We start from the raw sequence: 19,236 nt of genomic DNA, 5'->3' as shown, positions 1-19,236 counted from the left end.
GGTTTGTCTTTTTGTTTTGAGAGTTGTATTTTGACAGCCAAGAAGATTTTTAAAAAAAATGCTTGCAAAATCAAAAAAGCTTGCTATAATAGCAACCCATAACAACCCTAGGCGATTGGCTCAATTGGTAGAGCATCGGACTCCAAATTCGAGGGTTGGGGGTTCGAGTCCCTCATCGCCTGCCATCTTCTTTTCCACACCATTCTTTTAATTTCATAAAAATTGGTCATTCCAAGGCAAGTCCCTGCATGAGCGATAATAAAGACAATTTGGATACCCAATCTAAAATTACCGCAGACTCAAAAGATCACAAACAACCCATCACAGTTTCCAAAGAAAGCGTGGTAGAAGTTGCAAAAAAGCGCTCTGCTAAAGATGTGGTATTGTGGCTGATTGCCATTGTGGCGATGATTTCAGCTACCTTGGTTTCTCAGTATTTGCCAAGATATTGGGCGCCAGCTAATGATATCTGGGTGCAGATTGGCATCACAGTGGGCTTGGTGGTGTTTGGTTTTCTTTGTTTGGCATTTACCAATCAAGGCACAGCATTTAAAACCTTGTTAAAGGACGCCGGCATCGAGCTGCGTCGTGTGACTTGGCCAAGCAAAGATGAAACTGTACGCTATACTTGGCAAGTGATACTGGCCACCATCATTTTTGGTGTGATTATTTGGTTGTTGGATATGTTTTTTAATTATATCGTTGGTTTTGTCATTTAAACGATCAGACAATTTATCATAAAGGTGAATCAATGCGTTGGTATATCATTCAGGCGTTTTCTGGTTATGAAAATCAAGTTCAGCGTTCTTTAATCGAGCGTATTAAGCGCAGTGAGTTTGCTGATAAATTTGGCGAGGTACTGGTACCTACCGAAGAAGTCATCGAAATGCGCGATGGCAAAAAGCGCACCACGCAACAAAAACTCTTCCCTGGCTATGTCTTGATCAATATGGACATGAATGAAGACACTTGGCATATTGTGCGCTCATGCCCTAATATCACAGGTTTTATCGGCGGTACGCCAGAAAACCCAGCACCTATTACCAAGGCAGAGGCTGATCGTATCTTAAATCGCATTAATAAAACTGGCGATGCACCGCGCCCTAAAACCATGTTTGAACCAGGTGAGGAAGTTTTGGTCATTGATGGTCCATTCACTGATTTTAAAGGCTTGGTGAAAAAGGTCGATTATGACAAATCAAAGCTGCATCTAACCGTCAGTGTGTTCAATCGCCCAACGGAAGTTGAGCTTGAATTCACCAAGGTTGAAAAGATTAATTAATTCGCGTATAATACGCAGTTTCGGCTCTAGGCTTTCGTCTAGAGCTTGTTATTCACGGGGAGCTTCATAAGCGTTTGTACCCACCATCGGAGAGATTCTCATGGCTAAGAAGATTGATGGCTACATCAAGCTACAAGTGCCTGCCGGTAAGGCAAACCCTTCACCACCGATTGGTCCAGCATTGGGTCAAAAAGGTGTTAACATCATGGCATTCTGTAAAGAGTTCAACGCAGCTTCTGCAAATATCGAACCAGGTTTGCCAATTCCAGTTGTGATCACTGTATTTAACGATAAGTCATTCACTTTTGTGATGAAATCGCCACCAGCAGCGGTACTACTGCGTAAAGCAGCAGGCATCGCCAAAGGTTCAAGCACACCACACAGCGCCAAAGTAGGTACTGTCACTCGTGCGCAGCTAGAAGAAATCGTTAAAACCAAAGAAGCAGATCTAACCGCTGCTGACCTTGATGCGGCTGTTCGTACCATCGCTGGTACTGCTCGCTCAATGGGTATCACTGTGGAGGGTGTGTAACATGGCAAAGCTAACTAAGCGTCAACAGCTGATCAAAGATCGTGTCGATAGCAACAAGCTATACACCATCGAAGAAGCGGTAGCGATCCTAAACGATCTACCAGCAGCTAAATTCAAAGAGTCAATCGACATCGCAATCAACCTAGGCGTTGACCCGCGTAAATCTGACCAAGTGGTTCGTGGTGCAACCAACCTACCAGCAGGTACTGGCAAAACTAAGCGCGTTGCTGTATTTGCTCAAGGCGCTGCTGCTGATGCTGCAAAAGAAGCAGGTGCAGATGTTGTTGGTTTTGAGGACCTAGCAGACAGCATCAAAGCTGGCAACATGGACTTCGATGTGGTTATCGCATCGCCAGATGCCATGCGTGTTGTTGGTCAATTGGGTACCATCCTTGGTCCACGCGGCCTAATGCCAAACCCAAAAGTTGGCACAGTAACCGCTGATGTTGCGACTGCTGTTAAGAACACCAAAGCTGGTCAGGCTCAATACCGTGTTGATAAAGCAGGTATCATCCATGCGTCAATCGGTCAAGTTGGCTTCACCGCTGAACAGATCGAACAAAACGCAACTGCACTACTAAATGACCTTAAGCGTGCTAAGCCTGCGACTTCTAAAGGTATTTATATCAAGAAGATCACACTATCTAGCACCATGGGTCCTGGCATTGCAATCGATCCAGTTCCACATCGCGTGAACAAGTAATCGACTATAACTCGGTTAGATACAACATTTAACTTGATTTTTTGTCAGATTTACTTATAATAGTGCGAATTTTTCATCATAAGGCCACCCGAAAAGCTTAGCTTTGCCTTATGATGATCAAAAGAATTTTCAAATTAGCTCAGCACAACGGGTTGTGCTGTCTAAGACCGTAGGTGCTCTTATGAGTCTAATTGGGAAACCTGCCTACGCAGACGGTGAGACGATTCTCCCGTAATGGTGCAAAGATTTGACTTAGGTTAAATGCTTTGTGAAATTAGCTTATTGTTCAATTTTATTGGACAATATATTGGAGACAACCCATGGCACTAAATCTTCAAGACAAACAAGCAATTGTTGCTGAAGTAAATGAAGCTGCCAAAGGTGCGCTCTCTGCTGTAGTTGCCGATTCACGCGGCGTTACAGTAGCAAAGATGACCGAACTTCGTAAAGCTGCTCGCGAAGCAGGTGTCGATATGCGTATCGTGCGTAACACTTTGTTGCGTCGTGCCCTAGCTGACACTTCATTCGAGTGCATGAACGATGTATTCGTTGGCCCTACTTTGATCGCATTTTCTAATGAACATCCAGGTGCAGCTGCACGCTTGTTCAAAGAATTTGCCAAGGGCAATGACAAGTTCGAAATCAAAGGCGCAGCTTTTGAAGGTGAATTTATCGACGCAAAATCTATCGATCGCCTAGCAACCCTACCTACTTACGACGAAGCTATCGCTCGCCTAATGGGTACTATGAAAGAAGCAGCAGCTGGCAAACTTGCTCGCACACTTGCTGCACTTCGCGACAAGATGGAATCAGAAGCGGCTTAATTTACCGTTTTATTTTAAATTTATTTACTCTCATACCTTTATTTAGGAATAATTGCTATGTCACTAACTAACGAACAAATCCTAGACGCAATCGCGGAAAAATCAGTAATGGAAATCGTTGAGCTTATCTCTGCGATGGAAGAAAAATTCGGCGTATCTGCAGCAGCTCTAGCAGCAGCTCCAGCAGCTGGCGGCGACGCTGGCGGCGCAGCTGAAGAAAAAGACGACTTCAATGTTGTTCTAACCAACGGCGGCGACAAGAAAGTAGCAGTAATTAAAGTTGTGCGCGAAGTTACTGGCCTTGGCTTGAAAGAAGCTAAAGACCTAGTTGAAGGCGCTCCACAAACTGTTAAAGAAGGCGCATCTAAAGCTGAAGCTGAAGAGCTTAAGAAGAAGCTTGAAGAAGCTGGCGCGAGCGTTGAACTTAAATAATTTGATGGATCTTACTTTGGCGGCTTAGCCAAAAAGATCAAAATTATTTAGCCAAAAAGCCAATAATGTATTGCATTATTGGCTTTTTTTTATTATAATTTAGTATTTGACCTTTTGTGTAACCTTCTTACAGCGGAAAGGCGTACACATCCCAAAAGGACAAACGCACCCATGCAAGCTGAACGACTCAAGCATCATTGATTTATCTGTGCTGAATACCCACCAGTATTTGGCGCTTTGTTGTGTCTGTTGTTCGATGACGGTGTGTTTTTCTTTCAAAAAGTTCAAAAATGGGTGCATGTAGAGCAAATTTCTCAATTTTGCTTGATAAAAAATGATTAATTTAAAGATTTTACAGATTCCAGCCGCTATTTTATGGGCTTTGGTTGGGTGATGTAAGTCATGCTGACGCTTGATGTGATGACATTGATAAGATTGAATGATCAAGACGATCGGCTAAAAAAGTTTGATTTGTTCATTGTGGTGAACAATTTGTTTGGCAGTGTCTGTCCTCGGTGGACACAATGTTAGTTAATCTAAGGAATCTTAATGGCATATTCTTATACCGAAAAGAAACGTATTCGCAAAAGTTTTTCAAAGCTTCCAGATGTCATGGATGTGCCGTATTTGCTCGCGATCCAAGTGGATTCTTATGAGCAATTTCTTCAAGAGCACAAAAAACCTAAAGCGCGTGCCAATATCGGTTTACAAGCGGCCTTTTCATCGATTTTCCCAATCGAAAGCCATTCTGGTAATGCACAGCTGCAGTTTGTTGAGTATTATCTGGGTGAGCCTGAGTTTGACGAGCGCGAATGCATCATGCGCGGTTCGACTTTTGCAGCACCACTGCGCGTCAAAATTCGCCTAGTGATCAAAGACAAAGAAAACAAAACCGCCATTAAAGATGTTCGCGAACAAAGCGTCTATATGGGCGAGATTCCTTTGATGACTGATAACGGTACTTTTATTATTAATGGTACTGAGCGTGTCATCGTATCACAGCTACATCGCTCACCAGGCGTGTTCTTTGACCATGACAAGGGCAAATCACACTCTAGCGGTAAAGTGCTGTATAACGCTCGTATTATTCCTTACCGTGGCTCATGGCTTGATTTTGAATTTGATGCCAAGGATTTGGTGTATGCGCGTATTGACCGCCGTCGCAAGCTATTGGCGACCATCATTCTGCGCGCCATTGGCATGGATACTGCTCAGATTTTGGATACTTTCTTTGAAAAAGTTGAAGTGTTTAAAGGCGCAGAGTCATTTGAGATTGAATTGATCGCTGATCGCCTAAAAGGTGAGATGGCGCAGTTTGACATCGTCAGCCCAGAGGGCAAGGTGATCGTGGAGCAAGGCCAGCGTATTAATGCTCGCCGTGTCAAGCAAATCATCGAGTCTGGCATGACCAAGCTTGCTGTACCTGATGAGTACTTGTATGAGCGCATCATCGGCGAAGATGTCATTGTTAATGACGAAGTTGTTGTACGCGCCAATACTTTGATTGACCATGAGACTTTGGTGAAGCTTGCCGAGAAGAATGTGCAATCATTTAAAATTTTGTTCACCAATGACATCGATCACGGAGCATTCATCGCCGATACATTGCGTGCAGATACCGTCTTGACTCGCGAAGAAGCATTGATCGAGATCTATAAAGTGATGCGCCCAGGTGAGCCACCAACACTTGAAACTGCTGAAAAGTTATTTGAGTCGATGTTCTTTAGCCAAGAGCGTTATGATCTGTCAAATGTTGGTCGCATGAAATTCAACCGTCGTCTTGGTCGTGAATTTGTTGAGACAGATGATATCGATGTACAGCGTGAGCAGGGTGTTTTGTCTAACCAAGACATCATCGATGTACTAAAAGAGCTGATCGAGATCCGTAACGGTCGTGGTGAGGTTGATGACATCGACCACTTGGGCAACCGTCGTATCCGCTCAGTGGGCGAGATGACCGAGAACCAATTCCGCATTGGTTTGGCTCGTGTAGAACGCGCAGTCAAAGAGCGTCTAACCACAGCAGATTCTGACAATCTATCACCACAAGATTTGATTAACTCAAAACCAGTTGCCGCATCAATCAAAGAATTTTTTGGTTCAAGCCAGCTGTCTCAGTTTATGGATCAAAACAACCCATTGTCTGAGATCACCCATAAACGCCGTGTTTCAGCGCTTGGCCCTGGTGGTCTGACGCGTGAACGCGCAGGCTTCGAGGTGCGCGACGTACACACCACGCATTATGGCCGTGTGTGTCCGATTGAGACCCCTGAAGGTCCAAACATTGGTTTGATCAACTCATTAGCTACTTTTGCTAAGACCAATAACTTTGGTTTTCTTGAGACGCCATATCGACGCGTCGTCGATGGTCGCGTGACCGATGAGATTGAATATGTCTCAGCCATCGAAGAGGTGGGCATGGTGATCGCACAGGCTGACTCACCGATGAATGAAAATGGTGAACTGACCGAAGAGATGGTCAGCGTACGCCATGATGGCGAATTTGTGCGCATGAGTGCGGATAAAGTCACGCACATGGATGTATCACCTCGTCAGGTGGTGTCAGTGGCAGCGGGTCTTATCCCATTCCTTGAGCATGACGATGCGAACCGTGCTTTGATGGGTTCGAACATGCAGCGCCAAGCGGTACCAACTTTGCGCTCTGATAAGCCTTTGGTGGGTACGGGAATGGAGCGCCATGTTGCTCGTGACTCAGGCGTGTGTGTGGTCGCTAAACGCGGTGGTGTGATCGAAGAAGTTGATGCCAGCCGTATCATCGTGCGTGTCAATGAAAGTGAGATGACTGCTGGTGAAGCAGGTATTGATATCTATAACTTGATCAAATACACTCGTTCAAACCAAAATACCTGTATCAACCAACGCGTCATTGTCAATGAAGGTGACGAGATCGCTCGTGGCGACATCTTGGCTGATGGCCCATCGACAGACCTTGGCGAATTGGCTTTGGGTCAGAATATGCGTGTGGCATTTATGCCATGGAATGGTTATAACTTCGAAGACTCCATCTTGCTATCTGAGCGTGTGGTACAAGAAGATCGCTTCACCACCATTCACATCCAAGAGCTGACCTGTGTGGCTCGTGATACCAAGCTTGGCCCTGAAGAAATCACTGGCGATATTCCAAATGTCGGTGAAGCAGCACTGTCAAATCTGGACGAAGCTGGCATCGTGTATATCGGCGCTGAAGTTGATGCAGGCGATATCTTGGTGGGTAAAGTCACACCAAAAGGTGAAAGCCAATTGACACCAGAAGAAAAGCTACTTCGTGCCATCTTCGGTGAAAAAGCAGCGGATGTCAAAGATACCTCACTGCGTGTACCATCATCAACCAAGGGTACCGTCATCGATGTACAAGTCTTCACCCGTGATGGCCTAGAAAAAGACAGCCGAGCTAAGTCTATCGAAAAAGCGATGCTGGATGATTATCGCAAAGACTTAAAAGAAGAGTTGGTGATTTTTGAAGCAGCAGCAAAAGGTCGTATCCTAAGCCTGCTTGACGGCAAAAAAGTCTCAGGTGGTGCAGGCTTTAAAGCAGGTACTGTATTGGCAGTTGCTGATATTGAGAACTTGCCACTTGAAACCTTGTTGGACATCCAACCTGCTGAAGAAGAAGTATCAGAGCGTCTGGGTCAAATCGCTGAATTTTTAAGCGATAAGCAAAAAGACATCGATAATAAATTTGCCGAGAAAAAACGCAAATTGACTCAAGGTGATGATTTGGCACATGGTGTCCAAAAAATCGTTAAGGTATATTTGGCGGTGAAGCGTCGCATTCAGCCTGGTGATAAGATGGCAGGTCGTCATGGTAACAAGGGTGTGGTCTCGCGCATCATGCCTGTAGAAGATATGCCGTATGACGAAAACGGTAACCCAGTTGACATCGTGCTAAACCCACTGGGCGTACCATCGCGTATGAACATCGGTCAGGTGCTTGAGACGCATCTGGGCATGGCGGCAAAAGGCCTAGGTGATAAGATCAATGGCATGCTGCGCGCCCAAGCAAGTATCGCTGAGCTGCGTGATTTCTTGGATAAGATCTATAACAAAGTTGGCGGTGAGCAAGTTGACCTAGACAGCTTGTCTGATGAAGATCTATTGGCACTGTGCCAAAATCTAAAAGATGGCGTGCCAATGGGTACCGCGGTCTTTGATGGTGCCAAAGAAACTCAAATCAAAGAGCTGCTAAGCCTAGCAGGTCTATCGACCACAGGTCAGCAAACGCTTTATGATGGCCGTACTGGTAAGAAATTTGACCGTCCTGTGACTGTCGGCTATATGTATATGCTGAAGCTAAACCACTTGGTTGATGACAAGATGCACGCGCGTTCGACTGGTTCGTACTCGCTCGTCACTCAGCAGCCACTTGGCGGTAAAGCACAGTTCGGTGGTCAGCGTTTCGGTGAGATGGAAGTCTGGGCACTAGAAGCATATGGCGCAACTTATACGCTACAAGAGATGCTGACAGTCAAGTCGGACGATGTTGAAGGCCGTACCCGCATGTATAAGAACATCGTTGATGGTGAGCAATACATGAATCCAGGTATGCCTGAGTCGTTCAATGTCTTGACCAAAGAGATTCGCTCGCTGGGTATTAACATTGACTTAAAAGAAAAGAAATAAGTCAGCCAAGACCAAAATTTGCCTAGCCATCGAGCGTGGTGGCTAGGCGTCAGAATTACGACGAATACAACGGAGAAACCTTTTGAAAGATTTATTAGATATCATGAAAGGCCCTGCTGACAGTGGTGTCAAAGAGTTTGATAGCATTCAAATCTCACTTGCCTCACCTGAAGCGATTAAGTCTTGGTCACATGGCGAAGTGAAAAAGCCAGAAACGATTAACTACCGTACCTTTAAGCCTGAGCGCGATGGCCTGTTCTGTGCCAAAATCTTTGGCCCGGTCAAGGACTTTGAGTGCTTGTGTGGTAAATATAAGCGCCGTAAATTCCAAGGCATCATCTGCGAAAAATGTGGCGTAGAGGTTACCGCGGCCAAAGTTCGCCGCGAACGCATGGGTCACATCGAATTGGCAAGCCCAGTTGCGCATATTTGGTTCTTAAAATCTCTACCAAGCCGCATCGGTCTGTTGCTTGACATCACTTTGCGTGATATTGAGCGCGTGCTGTATTTTGAAAGCTATATCGTCACCGATCCTGGCATGACCAGTCTTGAAAAATATCAGCTGCTTGACGATGAAGAGTATTTTACTGCGCTTGAGCAATACGGCGATGAGTTTGTGGCCAAGATGGGCGCGGAAGCGGTACAAGACTTGCTAAAAGACATCGATGTCGATGGCGAGATCGATGAGCTGCGCCAAGCAATTCCACAGACTGGCTCTGAAACCAAGCTAAAAAAAATGTCAAAGCGCCTACAGCTGCTTGAGGCATTCCGCGATTCAAATAACAAGCCTGAGTGGATGGTAATGACAGTATTGCCAGTATTGCCACCAGATTTGCGTCCGCTTGTACCGCTTGAAGGTGGTCGTTTTGCCACGTCGGATTTGAACGATCTGTATCGCCGTGTCATCAACCGTAACAACCGTTTAAAGCGCCTGCTTGAACTGAACGCACCAGATATCATCGTGCGTAATGAAAAGCGTATGCTACAAGAAGCGGTGGATGCGCTGCTGGATAACGGTCGCCGTGGTCGTGCGATCACAGGTAGCAACAAGCGTCCGCTGAAATCTTTGGCAGATATGATTAAAGGTAAGCAAGGTCGTTTCCGCCAAAACCTACTGGGTAAGCGTGTTGACTACTCAGGCCGTTCGGTCATCGTTGTTGGTCCGACGCTACGCCTGCATCAATGTGGTCTACCAAAGAAAATGGCACTTGAGCTATTCAAGCCATTTACTTATGCCAAATTGCTCCAAAACAACATCGCAAGCACCATCAAAGCTGCCAAGAAGATGGTAGAGCGTGAAGAGCCTGCGGTGTGGGATATGCTTGCCATGGTCATCCGCGAGCATCCAGTACTACTAAACCGTGCGCCAACACTGCACCGTTTGGGCCTGCAAGCGTTTGAGCCAGTATTGATTGAAGGTAAAGCGATTCAGTTGCACCCACTGGTCTGTGCGGCATTCAACGCCGACTTCGACGGTGACCAAATGGCGGTGCATGTGCCATTGACGCTAGAAGCACAGCTAGAAGCCCGTGCACTGATGATGTCAACCAACAACATCCTATCGCCTGCAAACGGTGAGCCAATCATCGTACCATCGCAAGACGTTGTTTTGGGTCTATATTACATCAGTCGTGCCAGTGTCAATGCCAAAGGTGAAGGCATGGTGTTTAGCACCGTGAACGAAGCATTGCGCGCGATCGGCTCTGACGATTTGTCAGTCAATGCTACAATCAAAGTGCGCGTGGCTGAGACTGTACTGGACGAAAAAACTGGTGAAAAAACCAGCCGTACGACTGTTCAAGATACTGTCGCTGGCCGCCTATTGATTTGGAACATCATGCCTGAAGGGATGGCATTTAGCGAATGTAATACTGAGATGACCAAGAAAAACATCTCAAAATTGCTAAACTCTTGCTACCGTAAGCTTGGCGTCAAAGAATCAGTCATGTTTGCCGACCAATTAATGTATCTGGGCTTTGCACAAGCGACGCTATCAGGCATCTCGATCGGTATGGAAGACATGGTCATTCCACCGACCAAAAAAGAAATCGTCGATGCGGCAGATGCAGAAGTGCGCGACATCGAACATCAGTTTGAGCAAGGCTTTGTGACCGCTGGTGAGCGATACAACAAAGTTGTTGATATTTGGGCGCGTACATCGGATAAGATCGCTAATGCGATGATGGAAAACTTGTCAACCGATGAAGTCGTGAACCGAGAGGGCGAAACCCAAAGCCAAAAATCATTCAACTCAATCTACATGATGGCAGACTCTGGTGCTCGTGGTAGCGCGACACAGATTCGTCAGCTTGCAGGTATGCGTGGTCTGATGGCAAAACCAGACGGCTCGATCATCGAGACGCCAATTAAGGCGAACTTCCGTGAAGGCTTGACCGTTTTGCAGTACTTTATTTCTACGCACGGTGCGCGTAAAGGTCTTGCCGATACCGCCTTGAAAACTGCGAACTCAGGTTACTTGACTCGTCGTTTGGTTGATGTGGCGCAAGATCTTGTGATCACTCAAGATGATTGTGGTACAGAAGCAGGTCAACGCATGACACCAGTGATTGACGGTGGCGAAATCGTTGAACGCCTAGGTGATCGCGTACTTGGTCGCGTTGCTGCCAAAGATGTCGTGAATGCTGATGGTGAAGTGGTCGTGACTGCTGGCACGCTGATCGATGAGCGCGTCGTTGAGCAGCTTGATAGCAATGCCATTGATGAGGTTTATGTCCGCTCAGTCATCACCTGTGAAGCATCTCAAGGTGTGTGTGCTAAGTGTTATGGCCGTGATCTAGCTCGTGGTCATCTGGTGAATATCGGTGAATCTGTGGGCGTTATGGCAGCGCAGTCAATCGGTGAACCAGGTACTCAGTTGACCATGCGTACCTTCCACGTGGGTGGTGCAGCATCGGCAGCCTCTGTAGATAACAGTGTCTCTGTTGGGAATGCAGGCTCAGTGCGTTTCCACAACATGAAAACTGTGGAGCATGCCGATGGCCATTTGGTGATCGTCTCTCGTTCAGCTGAAATCGGTGTGGCAGATGCTCAAGGCCGTGAGCGTGAGCGCTATAAAGTGCCTTATGGTTCAAGCGTACTGGTGCGTGATGGCGATGCGGTAGAAGCAGGTCAGGTGATCGCTAAATGGGATCCGCATACCCATCCGATTATCACAGAATTTGCTGGTACAGCGCGCTTTAGCGACATCACCGACGGCATGACTGCGACCGTGAAAGTCGATGAAATGACTGGTGTGAGTTCGTTTGAAATCTTGGCAAGCAAAGACCGTCCAAGCATCGCCAAAGACTTGCGTCCTGCGATCATTCTTGATACCGATGAAGGTAAAGAAGTGGTGTACTTCTTGCCAAACGAAACCATCATCCGTGTTGCCGAAGGTGAGCATGTAACTGCAGGTTCGGTGCTAGGCCGTGTCCCACAAGCCACCTCAGGTACCAAAGATATTACCGGTGGTCTGCCACGCGTCGCCGACCTATTCGAAGCCCGTCGTCCAAAAGATCATGCGATCATGGCTGAGATGAGTGGTGTGGTGAGCTTTGGTAAAGAAACCAAGGGCAAAAACCGCTTTATCATCACCAATGAAGATGGCGATGTGCATGAAGAGCTGATTCCAAAATGGCGTCAAATCAACGTGTTTGAGGGTGAGACAGTTGAGCGTGGTGAGGTTGTGTCTGATGGTCCGCAAAACCCACACGACATCTTGCGTCTAAAAGGCGAAACCGCTTTGGCAAATTACATTGTTAATGAAGTCCAAGAAGTTTACCGCTTACAAGGTGTTAAGATCAACGATAAGCACATCGAGGTCATTGTACGCCAGATGCTGCGCAAAGTTGAGATCACCGACGGCGGCGATTCAAGTTACTTCAAAGGCGACCAAGCTGAATACTCGAAGATTCGTGCGCTTAACGCTGAATTGACTGCGAATAATAAATTCCCAGTACAGTTCGAGCGTCAGCTACTTGGTATCACCAAAGCAAGTCTTGCTACCGAAAGCTTCATCTCAGCGGCATCGTTCCAAGAGACCACGCGTGTCTTGACAGCAGCTGCGGTGATGGGTAAAGTCGATGACCTAAGCGGCCTAAAAGAGAATGTCGTGGTGGGTCGTTTGATCCCAGCTGGTACTGGTCTAGCTTATCATCAATCACGCCAACGCAAGGCACAAAACATCAGCGCATCGATCGCACAAGTCGATGAGCTGCTAGTGACAGCAAGTGATGAGCCAGTGGTTGGTGAAGAGACGCTGAACGAAGACAACTTCGCCAAAGCGTTTGCCGATGAATTGGGCAGCCAAGAATAATGGTTGTGTAACACCAAAAGCCTGTCATGATTGATGGGCTTTTGTGTTTTTATCTTGTGAGTTTTGTGAGTTGGGTGCGTTATTCCAAGATTTTATAAACTAATTACTTGCCCAATCTTGCAAATATTTATCAATCAGTGTATAACAGTACATTGAATTTTATCCGCCAAAGGAATCCGACATGACTTTATCTCTACACAAAGACAAGATTCGCTTTTTGTTGTTAGAAGGCGTACATGATAATGCCCTAAAGGTATTGAACGATGCTGGTTATACCAATATCGAATACATCAAATCAGCACTAGATGAAGCCGAGTTGATTGAGAAAATCAAAGATGCACACTTTATTGGTATCCGTTCACGCACTCAGCTGACTCGCAAAGTGCTAGAAAGTGCCGAAAAATTGATCGCCATCGGTTGCTTCTGCATTGGTACAAACCAAGTCGATCTAGAAGCAGCACTAGAGCTGGGTATTCCTGTATTTAACGCACCGTATTCAAACACGCGTTCTGTGGCTGAACTTGTGCTTGCTGAGACCATCATGCTGATGCGTGGCGTTCCTGAAAAAAATGCCGTCGTCCATCGTGGTGGCTGGAATAAATCAGCCAAAGATAGCTATGAAGTGCGTGGCAAAGTGATGGGTATTGTTGGTTATGGCTCTATCGGCTCGCAGCTGTCAGTACTTGCCGAAAGCCTGGGTATGAAAGTCATCTATCATGATGCTGTGACAAAGTTACCACTGGGCAATGCGGTACAAGTCGGTAGCCTAGAAGAGCTGCTTGCCAAAGCGGATGTCGTGACCTTGCATGTGCCTGATTTGCCAAGCACTCGCAATATGATGACTGCCAAAGAATTTGCACAGATGAAAGATGGTGCATTCTTTATCAATGCTGCTCGTGGTGGCTGTGTGGACATCGATGCCTTGGCTGCAGCACTTGAAAGCAAAAAAATCTTGGGCGCTGCCATCGATGTATTCCCAAAAGAGCCAAAATCAGCAGACGAAGTGTTTGAATCACCACTGCGTGCCTTTGATAATGTCATCTTGACTCCACATGTGGGTGGCTCAACCCAAGAAGCGCAGGCGAACATCGGTCTTGAAGTGGGTGAGAAATTCGTTCGTTATTCTGATCAAGGCGATACGACAAGTGCGGTGAATTTCCCGAATGTCTCTATCCCATTCACCGAAGGTACACACCGCCTATTGCACATCCATCGCAACGTCCCTGGCGTACTATCACAAATCAACGCATCGTTTGCTGATGCAGGCATCAACATCGCCGCTCAGTCATTGATGACCAAAGGCGATGTCGGCTATCTGGTCATGGATGTTGATGATAATGATTCGGACAAGGCGATGGCTCGTCTGCGTGCCGTACCTGAGACCATTCGTGTGCGTGTACTGTTCTGATGACGACATGTCAAACCCAAAGCCGCTTTTCATTAAGCGGCTTTCTTTTTTTGTGCCAAGTTTGTGATACAATGGACAAAACAGCATCATGAGGATATGAAATGAAACACTACGACTATATTTCCATCGGTGGCGGCAGTGGTGGTATCGCATCGATCAATCGTGCAGCCAGCTACGGCAAAACATGCGCCATCATCGAGGCGCGCCATGTTGGTGGCACCTGCGTTAATGTCGGCTGCGTCCCCAAAAAAATCATGTGGAATGCCGCACAGATCGCCGATGCGATGCATAAATATGCACCAGATTATGGCTTTGACTTACAGGTGAATGGTTTGGATTTTGGCAAATTGATCCAAGCGCGCCAAGCGTATATCTCGCGTGTACATCAGTCTTATCAAAATGTTTTTGCTAAAAATAATGTGGATTTGATCACAGGGTTTGCGCGTTTTATTGATAAAAATACCGTTGAGGTGATGGATACAGAGGGTAACACAGAGCAAATTTCTGCTGATCACATCGTCATCGCTACAGGCGGTAAGCCCAGCGTCCCTGAGATTGAAGGTGCCGAATATGGCATCGACTCTGATGGTTTTTTTGAGCTAAGTGAGCTGCCTGAGCGTGTGGCTGTCGTGGGTGCAGGCTATATCGGTGTGGAATTGGCAGGTGTATTAAACAGCTTGGGTGTGCAGACGCATCTGTTCGTGCGAGGCGATCGCCCGCTGCGCAAGTTTGATCAGAGCATTGTTGATGTGTTAATGCAGGTGATGAAAGCTGATGGTATCACTTTGCATCAAGAAGCCAAACCACAGAAAATCACCAAAAATGATGATGAGTCACTGACCATCACACTTGAAGATGGTCGCACCGAACAGGTGGACTGTCTGATCTGGGCAGTGGGGCGCACACCTGCCACCGATGATCTGAATCTTGAGGCGGTCGGTGTCAAGCGTAATGACAAGGGGCAAATCATCGTTGATAAATTTCAAAATACCAACATCGATGGCATTTATGCAGTCGGCGATATCATCGAAAATGGCGTGGAGCTGACCCCTGTGGCAGTGGCAGCAGGCCGCAGACTCTCAGAGCGACTGTTTAATAATAAGCCTGGTGAGTATTTGGATTATTCACTGGTACCGACAGTGATTTTTAGCCATCCACCGATTGGCACGGTGGGATTGTCCGAAGAGGCCGCCATCGAAAAGCATGGTGAGGATGCCATCAAAGTATATACCAGTAATTTTACACCGATGTACAGCGCAGTGACCAGTCACCGTGAACCTTGCCGCATGAAGCTTGTGTGTCTGGGTGAAGAAGAAAAGGTGATCGGACTACACGGCATCGGCTTTGGGGTTGATGAGATGATCCAAGGCTTTGCTGTGGCAATGAAAATGGGCGCCACCAAAGCCAATTTTGATGACACCGTCGCCATTCACCCGACAGGGTCAGAAGAGTTTGTGACGATGCGCTGATCATTGATCTGCCCACACTTAGCACCGGCCAAGCACTGCCAACCCAGTGCCAAGTGTGGGCTGCTGTTGCATTTAAGTGGTGTAATTGGTGGGATCAATGCCATCGATGGTGTCGGCAGTATCGAAGAATGCCGCCTGCACTCGCGCTCTCGCTGCCTGCCAGCCATCAAACTGCAAACAAGTGTCATATAAGCTGCCTTGCCAAGCAGGAATATTGCCTTTCATGCGATCAAAGCGATGCTGTGGCTGCTCAGGCAGTGGCTTGACAGCCTCAATGGCCATCAGCGCGCCTTGTCGATCATTACACACCAGCGCCATATCACAGCCGGCTTTGATGGCAGCCACCACGCGCGCATCAACATCACCTGCGACATGTGCTGCTTTCATAGACAGATCATCAGAGAATAATAGGCCGTCAAAACCCAGCTGATCGCGGATGATCTGCCCAAGCCAGACTTTAGAAAATCCAGCTGGCTTATCATCCACTTGACTGAAAATCACATGCGCTGGCATCAGTGCATCGAGCTGATCGAGCGTCTGTACGAAAGTTTGGGTGTCATGATCAAAAATCTCATCAAAGCTGCGATCATCGATGGCATCAGCCACATGCGAATCAGGCGCGATGGAGCCGTGACCTGGGAAATGCTTGCCAGTGGTCGCCATGCCCGCTGCTTTCATGCCTGCCATGAATTGTCGTGATAATGCAATGATGGCTTCTGGGTCGGCATGAAAAGCGCGATCACCAATCACCAAGCTGACACCATCAATGTCCAGCACTGGTGCAAAGCTGAAATCCACGCCAACTGCCAGCACCTCACAGGCCATCAAATAACCACAGTCATAAGCGCGTGCCAAGGCTGTTTGTGGATCTTCGTCGTACAATTTGCCAAGCTTACCCATCGCAGGCAGCGGTGAGAAACCCTGACGAAATCTGGCGACACGGCCGCCTTCTTGATCCACTGCGATGAGGATGTTTGGGTTGATGCTGCGCATACTGTCGGTCAGAGCGCGCACTTGTTCGGGTGTATCAACATTGCGCGCAAACAAGATCATGCCGCCAATCTCAGGACTTTTTAATAAAGCCACATCGCTGTCATCGAGTGTGTGACCAGCGACATCTGCCATGACCATTACATTTGCCATAATTTTTTGCCTTACATGATGGGTTTGGATAATTTTTTTGCTCGATGACAGTGCTGATGCACTGATAAATATCATTAAATTTCATCGGGCGCAACCATGGGTTGGCATATTATGCCATGAAATGGGGTGGTTGTTGAGACTGATTTGAGTTTTTCGCACAAAATCGGCAGTTTTGTAACGATTGCTTAAGGCAGATGCACAAAAACCAGTATTTTGGTAAAAAAACTTTGTGATTTTTGTGCTAAGATAGCAAATATTTTGGTCGGTCGTATGCTGACCTGACTTTTCTTATCGATATCAGGATCTTGATATGTCAAAACAACAATATCTCTTATCAGGCGTTGCCATGGCGGTGGCAGGCGTGATTTTTTCAAGCAGTCTGGCATCCTTTGCTCAAGCGGCAGACCGCGCGGCATTCACCCAAACGCCTGAGCAGCGCGTGACTGCTCGACAGGTTGCCATTTTATTAGATCGCGCGCATTATAAGGATCAGCGTCTGGATGCGCAGATGGGTGAGAAGATTTTGGCGATGTATTTTGATAAGCTTGACCCGAATCGCACGCTGTTTTTGCAGTCGGATGTTGATGAGTTTACCCAAAAATATGCCAAAACTTATGCCGCGCGTCTGCTGCGTGGTGATTTGACGCCAGGCATTGAGATTTTTGAGCGTTATCGTACGCGTTCGATGGCGTATTTTGAATTTGCCAAGCAATATCTGTCAGGTGATGTCGATCTGCACACCGACCAAAGCATCGTTTTGGATCGCGAAGATGCGCCGCGCTTTGGCTCCATCGAAGAGCAGCAAGCATACTGGAAAAACCAAACAGCACTGTCTTTGATCACCATCACGCTCAATCAAGAAGATGATAAGGCCAAGGATCAAGCTTATCTGGATAATCCTGAGCTGGCTCGTGGGCAGGACTTGGTAAAGGCTGAAGCGCGTACACCGACGCAGATTTTATTAAATCGCATCAAGCGCCAAGAAGAGCAGCTGACTCGCCTAAAAAATGACGAAATCATGGAGGCGGTGTTGGATGCTGCGACCACAGCCTATGACCCGCATAGCAATTATTATGCACCTGTTCAAGCACAGGACATGCAGATTCAGACCAGTTTGCAGCTTGAGGGCATTGGCGTATCAATCCGCCCTGACCGCAAAAACCCCGATTATATTCGCATCGTCAGCCTCGTCGATGGCGGCCCTGCTGCCAAGTCTGGACAAGTGCTGGCCAATGACCTGATCATCGGTGTGGCTCAGGCCGATGGCCAGATGGTGGATACCATCGGCTATAACACTCGTGAGATCGTTGCTTTGATTCGTGGCGCGCGTGGCACAGAAGTGACCATCAAAGTTAAGCAGCCAAATACACCAGACTCGCAAGCGCGTACGGTGACTTTGGTGCGCGATGTCATTCAACAAGAAGAATCTGGCGTGCAGCATCGCATCATCGAAATGCCGTATGAAGGGGGTATCAAGCGCGTCGGCGTCATTGAGATCCCAAGCTTTTATTTGAATTTTAAGGCGCGCCGTGAGGGCTTGAATGCCGATCAATATCGCAGCGTCAGCAACGACACCGAAAAAGCGCTAAAAGCACTGACGGCCGAAGGCATTGATGGTCTGGTGGTGGATCTGCGCAACAACCCAGGTGGCTCGCTTGATGAAGTTGCCAAGATGCTTGCCATGTTCATCAAACAAGGGCCGTTGGTGCAAATTCGTGACAATCGCGGCAATGTGCAAGTCTATGCCGACAATGATGGCGGTCGCCAGCTGTACGATGGTGAGATGTCAGTGCTGATCAACTTAGGCTCAGCATCGGCCAGTGAGATCTTTGCTGCTGCTATCCAAGATTATGGCTTGGGCTTGGTGGTAGGTAGCACCACGACGGGCAAAGGTTCAGCGCAGGTGCAGCGCGATGATGTGGCATTGGGTTCGGTGACGCTGACCCAACGCAAATTCTACCGCGTCAATGGCGGCAGTACCCAAAATAAGGGCGTCGTGCCAGATGTGGAGTTGGTGAATATTTATGAGGGCATCGAGTTTGGCGAACGCGAATATAAAAATCCGCTGCCGTGGGACACCATCAAATCCACCAATTATCAAGCCGAGGGCAAATATTCACCGGCACTGATCGAGTCTTTAAATGCACAATCTAAAGCGCGCCAAGCCAGCGATCCGCAGTTTGTGTATTTGTCTGAATTGAATGCCATCCGCGCACTTGATGACGACAAAAAACCGACAGAAATTCATCTGGAGAAACGCCGTGCCAAGATGCAAATGATCGAAAATCGCACCTTGGCTGCCGAAAATGCGCGTCGTCAAGCGGTGGGCGAGGCGCCATTTACCAGTTGGTCAACCTATCAGGCCAATCTTGAAGCGCTGGCAGAAGAGCGCAGTGCGATGAAAGAAAATGAGCGTCCTAAGCTGCCTGAGAATGAAGCGTATGTACTAGAGGCGGCGCGATTGATGTTTGATGCTGCCAAGTGATC

At 47.4% G+C, this 19,236-nt stretch carries 12 protein-coding genes and 1 tRNA gene; 12 read left to right on the top strand and 1 reads right to left on the bottom strand.

The window, feature by feature from the left end; genetic code table 11:
* Window positions 1-109 precede the first annotated feature (109 nt).
* The 11 genes from B0681_RS07230 (at window position 110) to gorA (ending at window position 15,606) form a co-directional block, all read left to right on the top strand.
* Window positions 110-185 (top strand) — tRNA-Trp (locus tag B0681_RS07230).
* Between the two features lie 63 nt (window positions 186-248).
* The gene (gene secE / locus B0681_RS07225) at window positions 249-719 is read left to right on the top strand and encodes a preprotein translocase subunit SecE (protein ID WP_078318075.1); all 471 of its coding nucleotides are present in this window, start codon (window positions 249-251) and stop codon (window positions 717-719) included.
* Between the two features lie 32 nt (window positions 720-751).
* Window positions 752-1,282 (top strand): transcription termination/antitermination protein NusG, encoded by a 531-nt coding sequence (nusG, locus tag B0681_RS07220; protein WP_078318074.1) that lies wholly within the window; start codon window positions 752-754, stop codon window positions 1,280-1,282.
* A 100-nt stretch (window positions 1,283-1,382) separates the two neighbouring features.
* Entirely contained in the window at window positions 1,383-1,814 is a 432-nt protein-coding gene (gene rplK, locus B0681_RS07215; RefSeq protein ID WP_078318073.1) for a 50S ribosomal protein L11, read from the top strand.
* A 1-nt stretch (window position 1,815) separates the two neighbouring features.
* Complete coding sequence (gene rplA / locus B0681_RS07210) at window positions 1,816-2,517, top strand: 50S ribosomal protein L1 (protein WP_078318072.1); 702 nt, start codon at window positions 1,816-1,818, stop codon at window positions 2,515-2,517.
* 320 nt (window positions 2,518-2,837) lie between these two features.
* The gene (gene rplJ, locus B0681_RS07205; protein ID WP_078318071.1) at window positions 2,838-3,341 is read left to right on the top strand and encodes a 50S ribosomal protein L10; all 504 of its coding nucleotides are present in this window, start codon (window positions 2,838-2,840) and stop codon (window positions 3,339-3,341) included.
* 57 nt (window positions 3,342-3,398) lie between these two features.
* The gene (gene rplL, locus B0681_RS07200) at window positions 3,399-3,773 is read left to right on the top strand and encodes a 50S ribosomal protein L7/L12 (RefSeq protein ID WP_078275469.1); all 375 of its coding nucleotides are present in this window, start codon (window positions 3,399-3,401) and stop codon (window positions 3,771-3,773) included.
* A gap of 549 nt (window positions 3,774-4,322) precedes the next feature.
* Entirely contained in the window at window positions 4,323-8,414 is a 4,092-nt protein-coding gene (gene rpoB / locus B0681_RS07195; protein WP_078318070.1) for a DNA-directed RNA polymerase subunit beta, read from the top strand.
* Window positions 8,415-8,496: 82 nt separating this feature from the next.
* Complete coding sequence (rpoC, locus tag B0681_RS07190; RefSeq protein ID WP_078318069.1) at window positions 8,497-12,729, top strand: DNA-directed RNA polymerase subunit beta'; 4,233 nt, start codon at window positions 8,497-8,499, stop codon at window positions 12,727-12,729.
* 181 nt (window positions 12,730-12,910) lie between these two features.
* Window positions 12,911-14,137, top strand: a complete 1,227-nt coding sequence (serA, locus tag B0681_RS07185) for a phosphoglycerate dehydrogenase (RefSeq protein WP_078318068.1) — start codon at window positions 12,911-12,913, stop codon at window positions 14,135-14,137.
* A 101-nt stretch (window positions 14,138-14,238) separates the two neighbouring features.
* On the top strand, window positions 14,239-15,606 hold the full coding sequence (gene gorA, locus B0681_RS07180; protein WP_078318067.1) for a glutathione-disulfide reductase: 1,368 nt from the start codon (window positions 14,239-14,241) through the stop codon (window positions 15,604-15,606).
* Between the two features lie 72 nt (window positions 15,607-15,678).
* Here gorA and nagZ read toward each other — a convergent pair whose 3' ends face one another.
* Window positions 15,679-16,749, bottom strand: coding sequence for a beta-N-acetylhexosaminidase (nagZ, locus tag B0681_RS07175; RefSeq protein ID WP_078318066.1), 1,071 nt, complete (start codon window positions 16,747-16,749; stop codon window positions 15,679-15,681).
* 310 nt (window positions 16,750-17,059) lie between these two features.
* On the opposite strand from nagZ, the gene B0681_RS07170 reads away from it, so the two are divergent.
* Entirely contained in the window at window positions 17,060-19,234 is a 2,175-nt protein-coding gene (locus B0681_RS07170) for a carboxy terminal-processing peptidase (RefSeq protein WP_078318065.1), read from the top strand.
* Window positions 19,235-19,236: the final 2 nt, after the last annotated feature.

This window comes from Moraxella porci DSM 25326, from assembly GCF_002014855.1.
GTDB classification, from domain to species: Bacteria; Pseudomonadota; Gammaproteobacteria; order Pseudomonadales; family Moraxellaceae; genus Moraxella; species Moraxella porci.
This window is presented reverse-complemented; position numbering and strand designations above follow the sequence as displayed.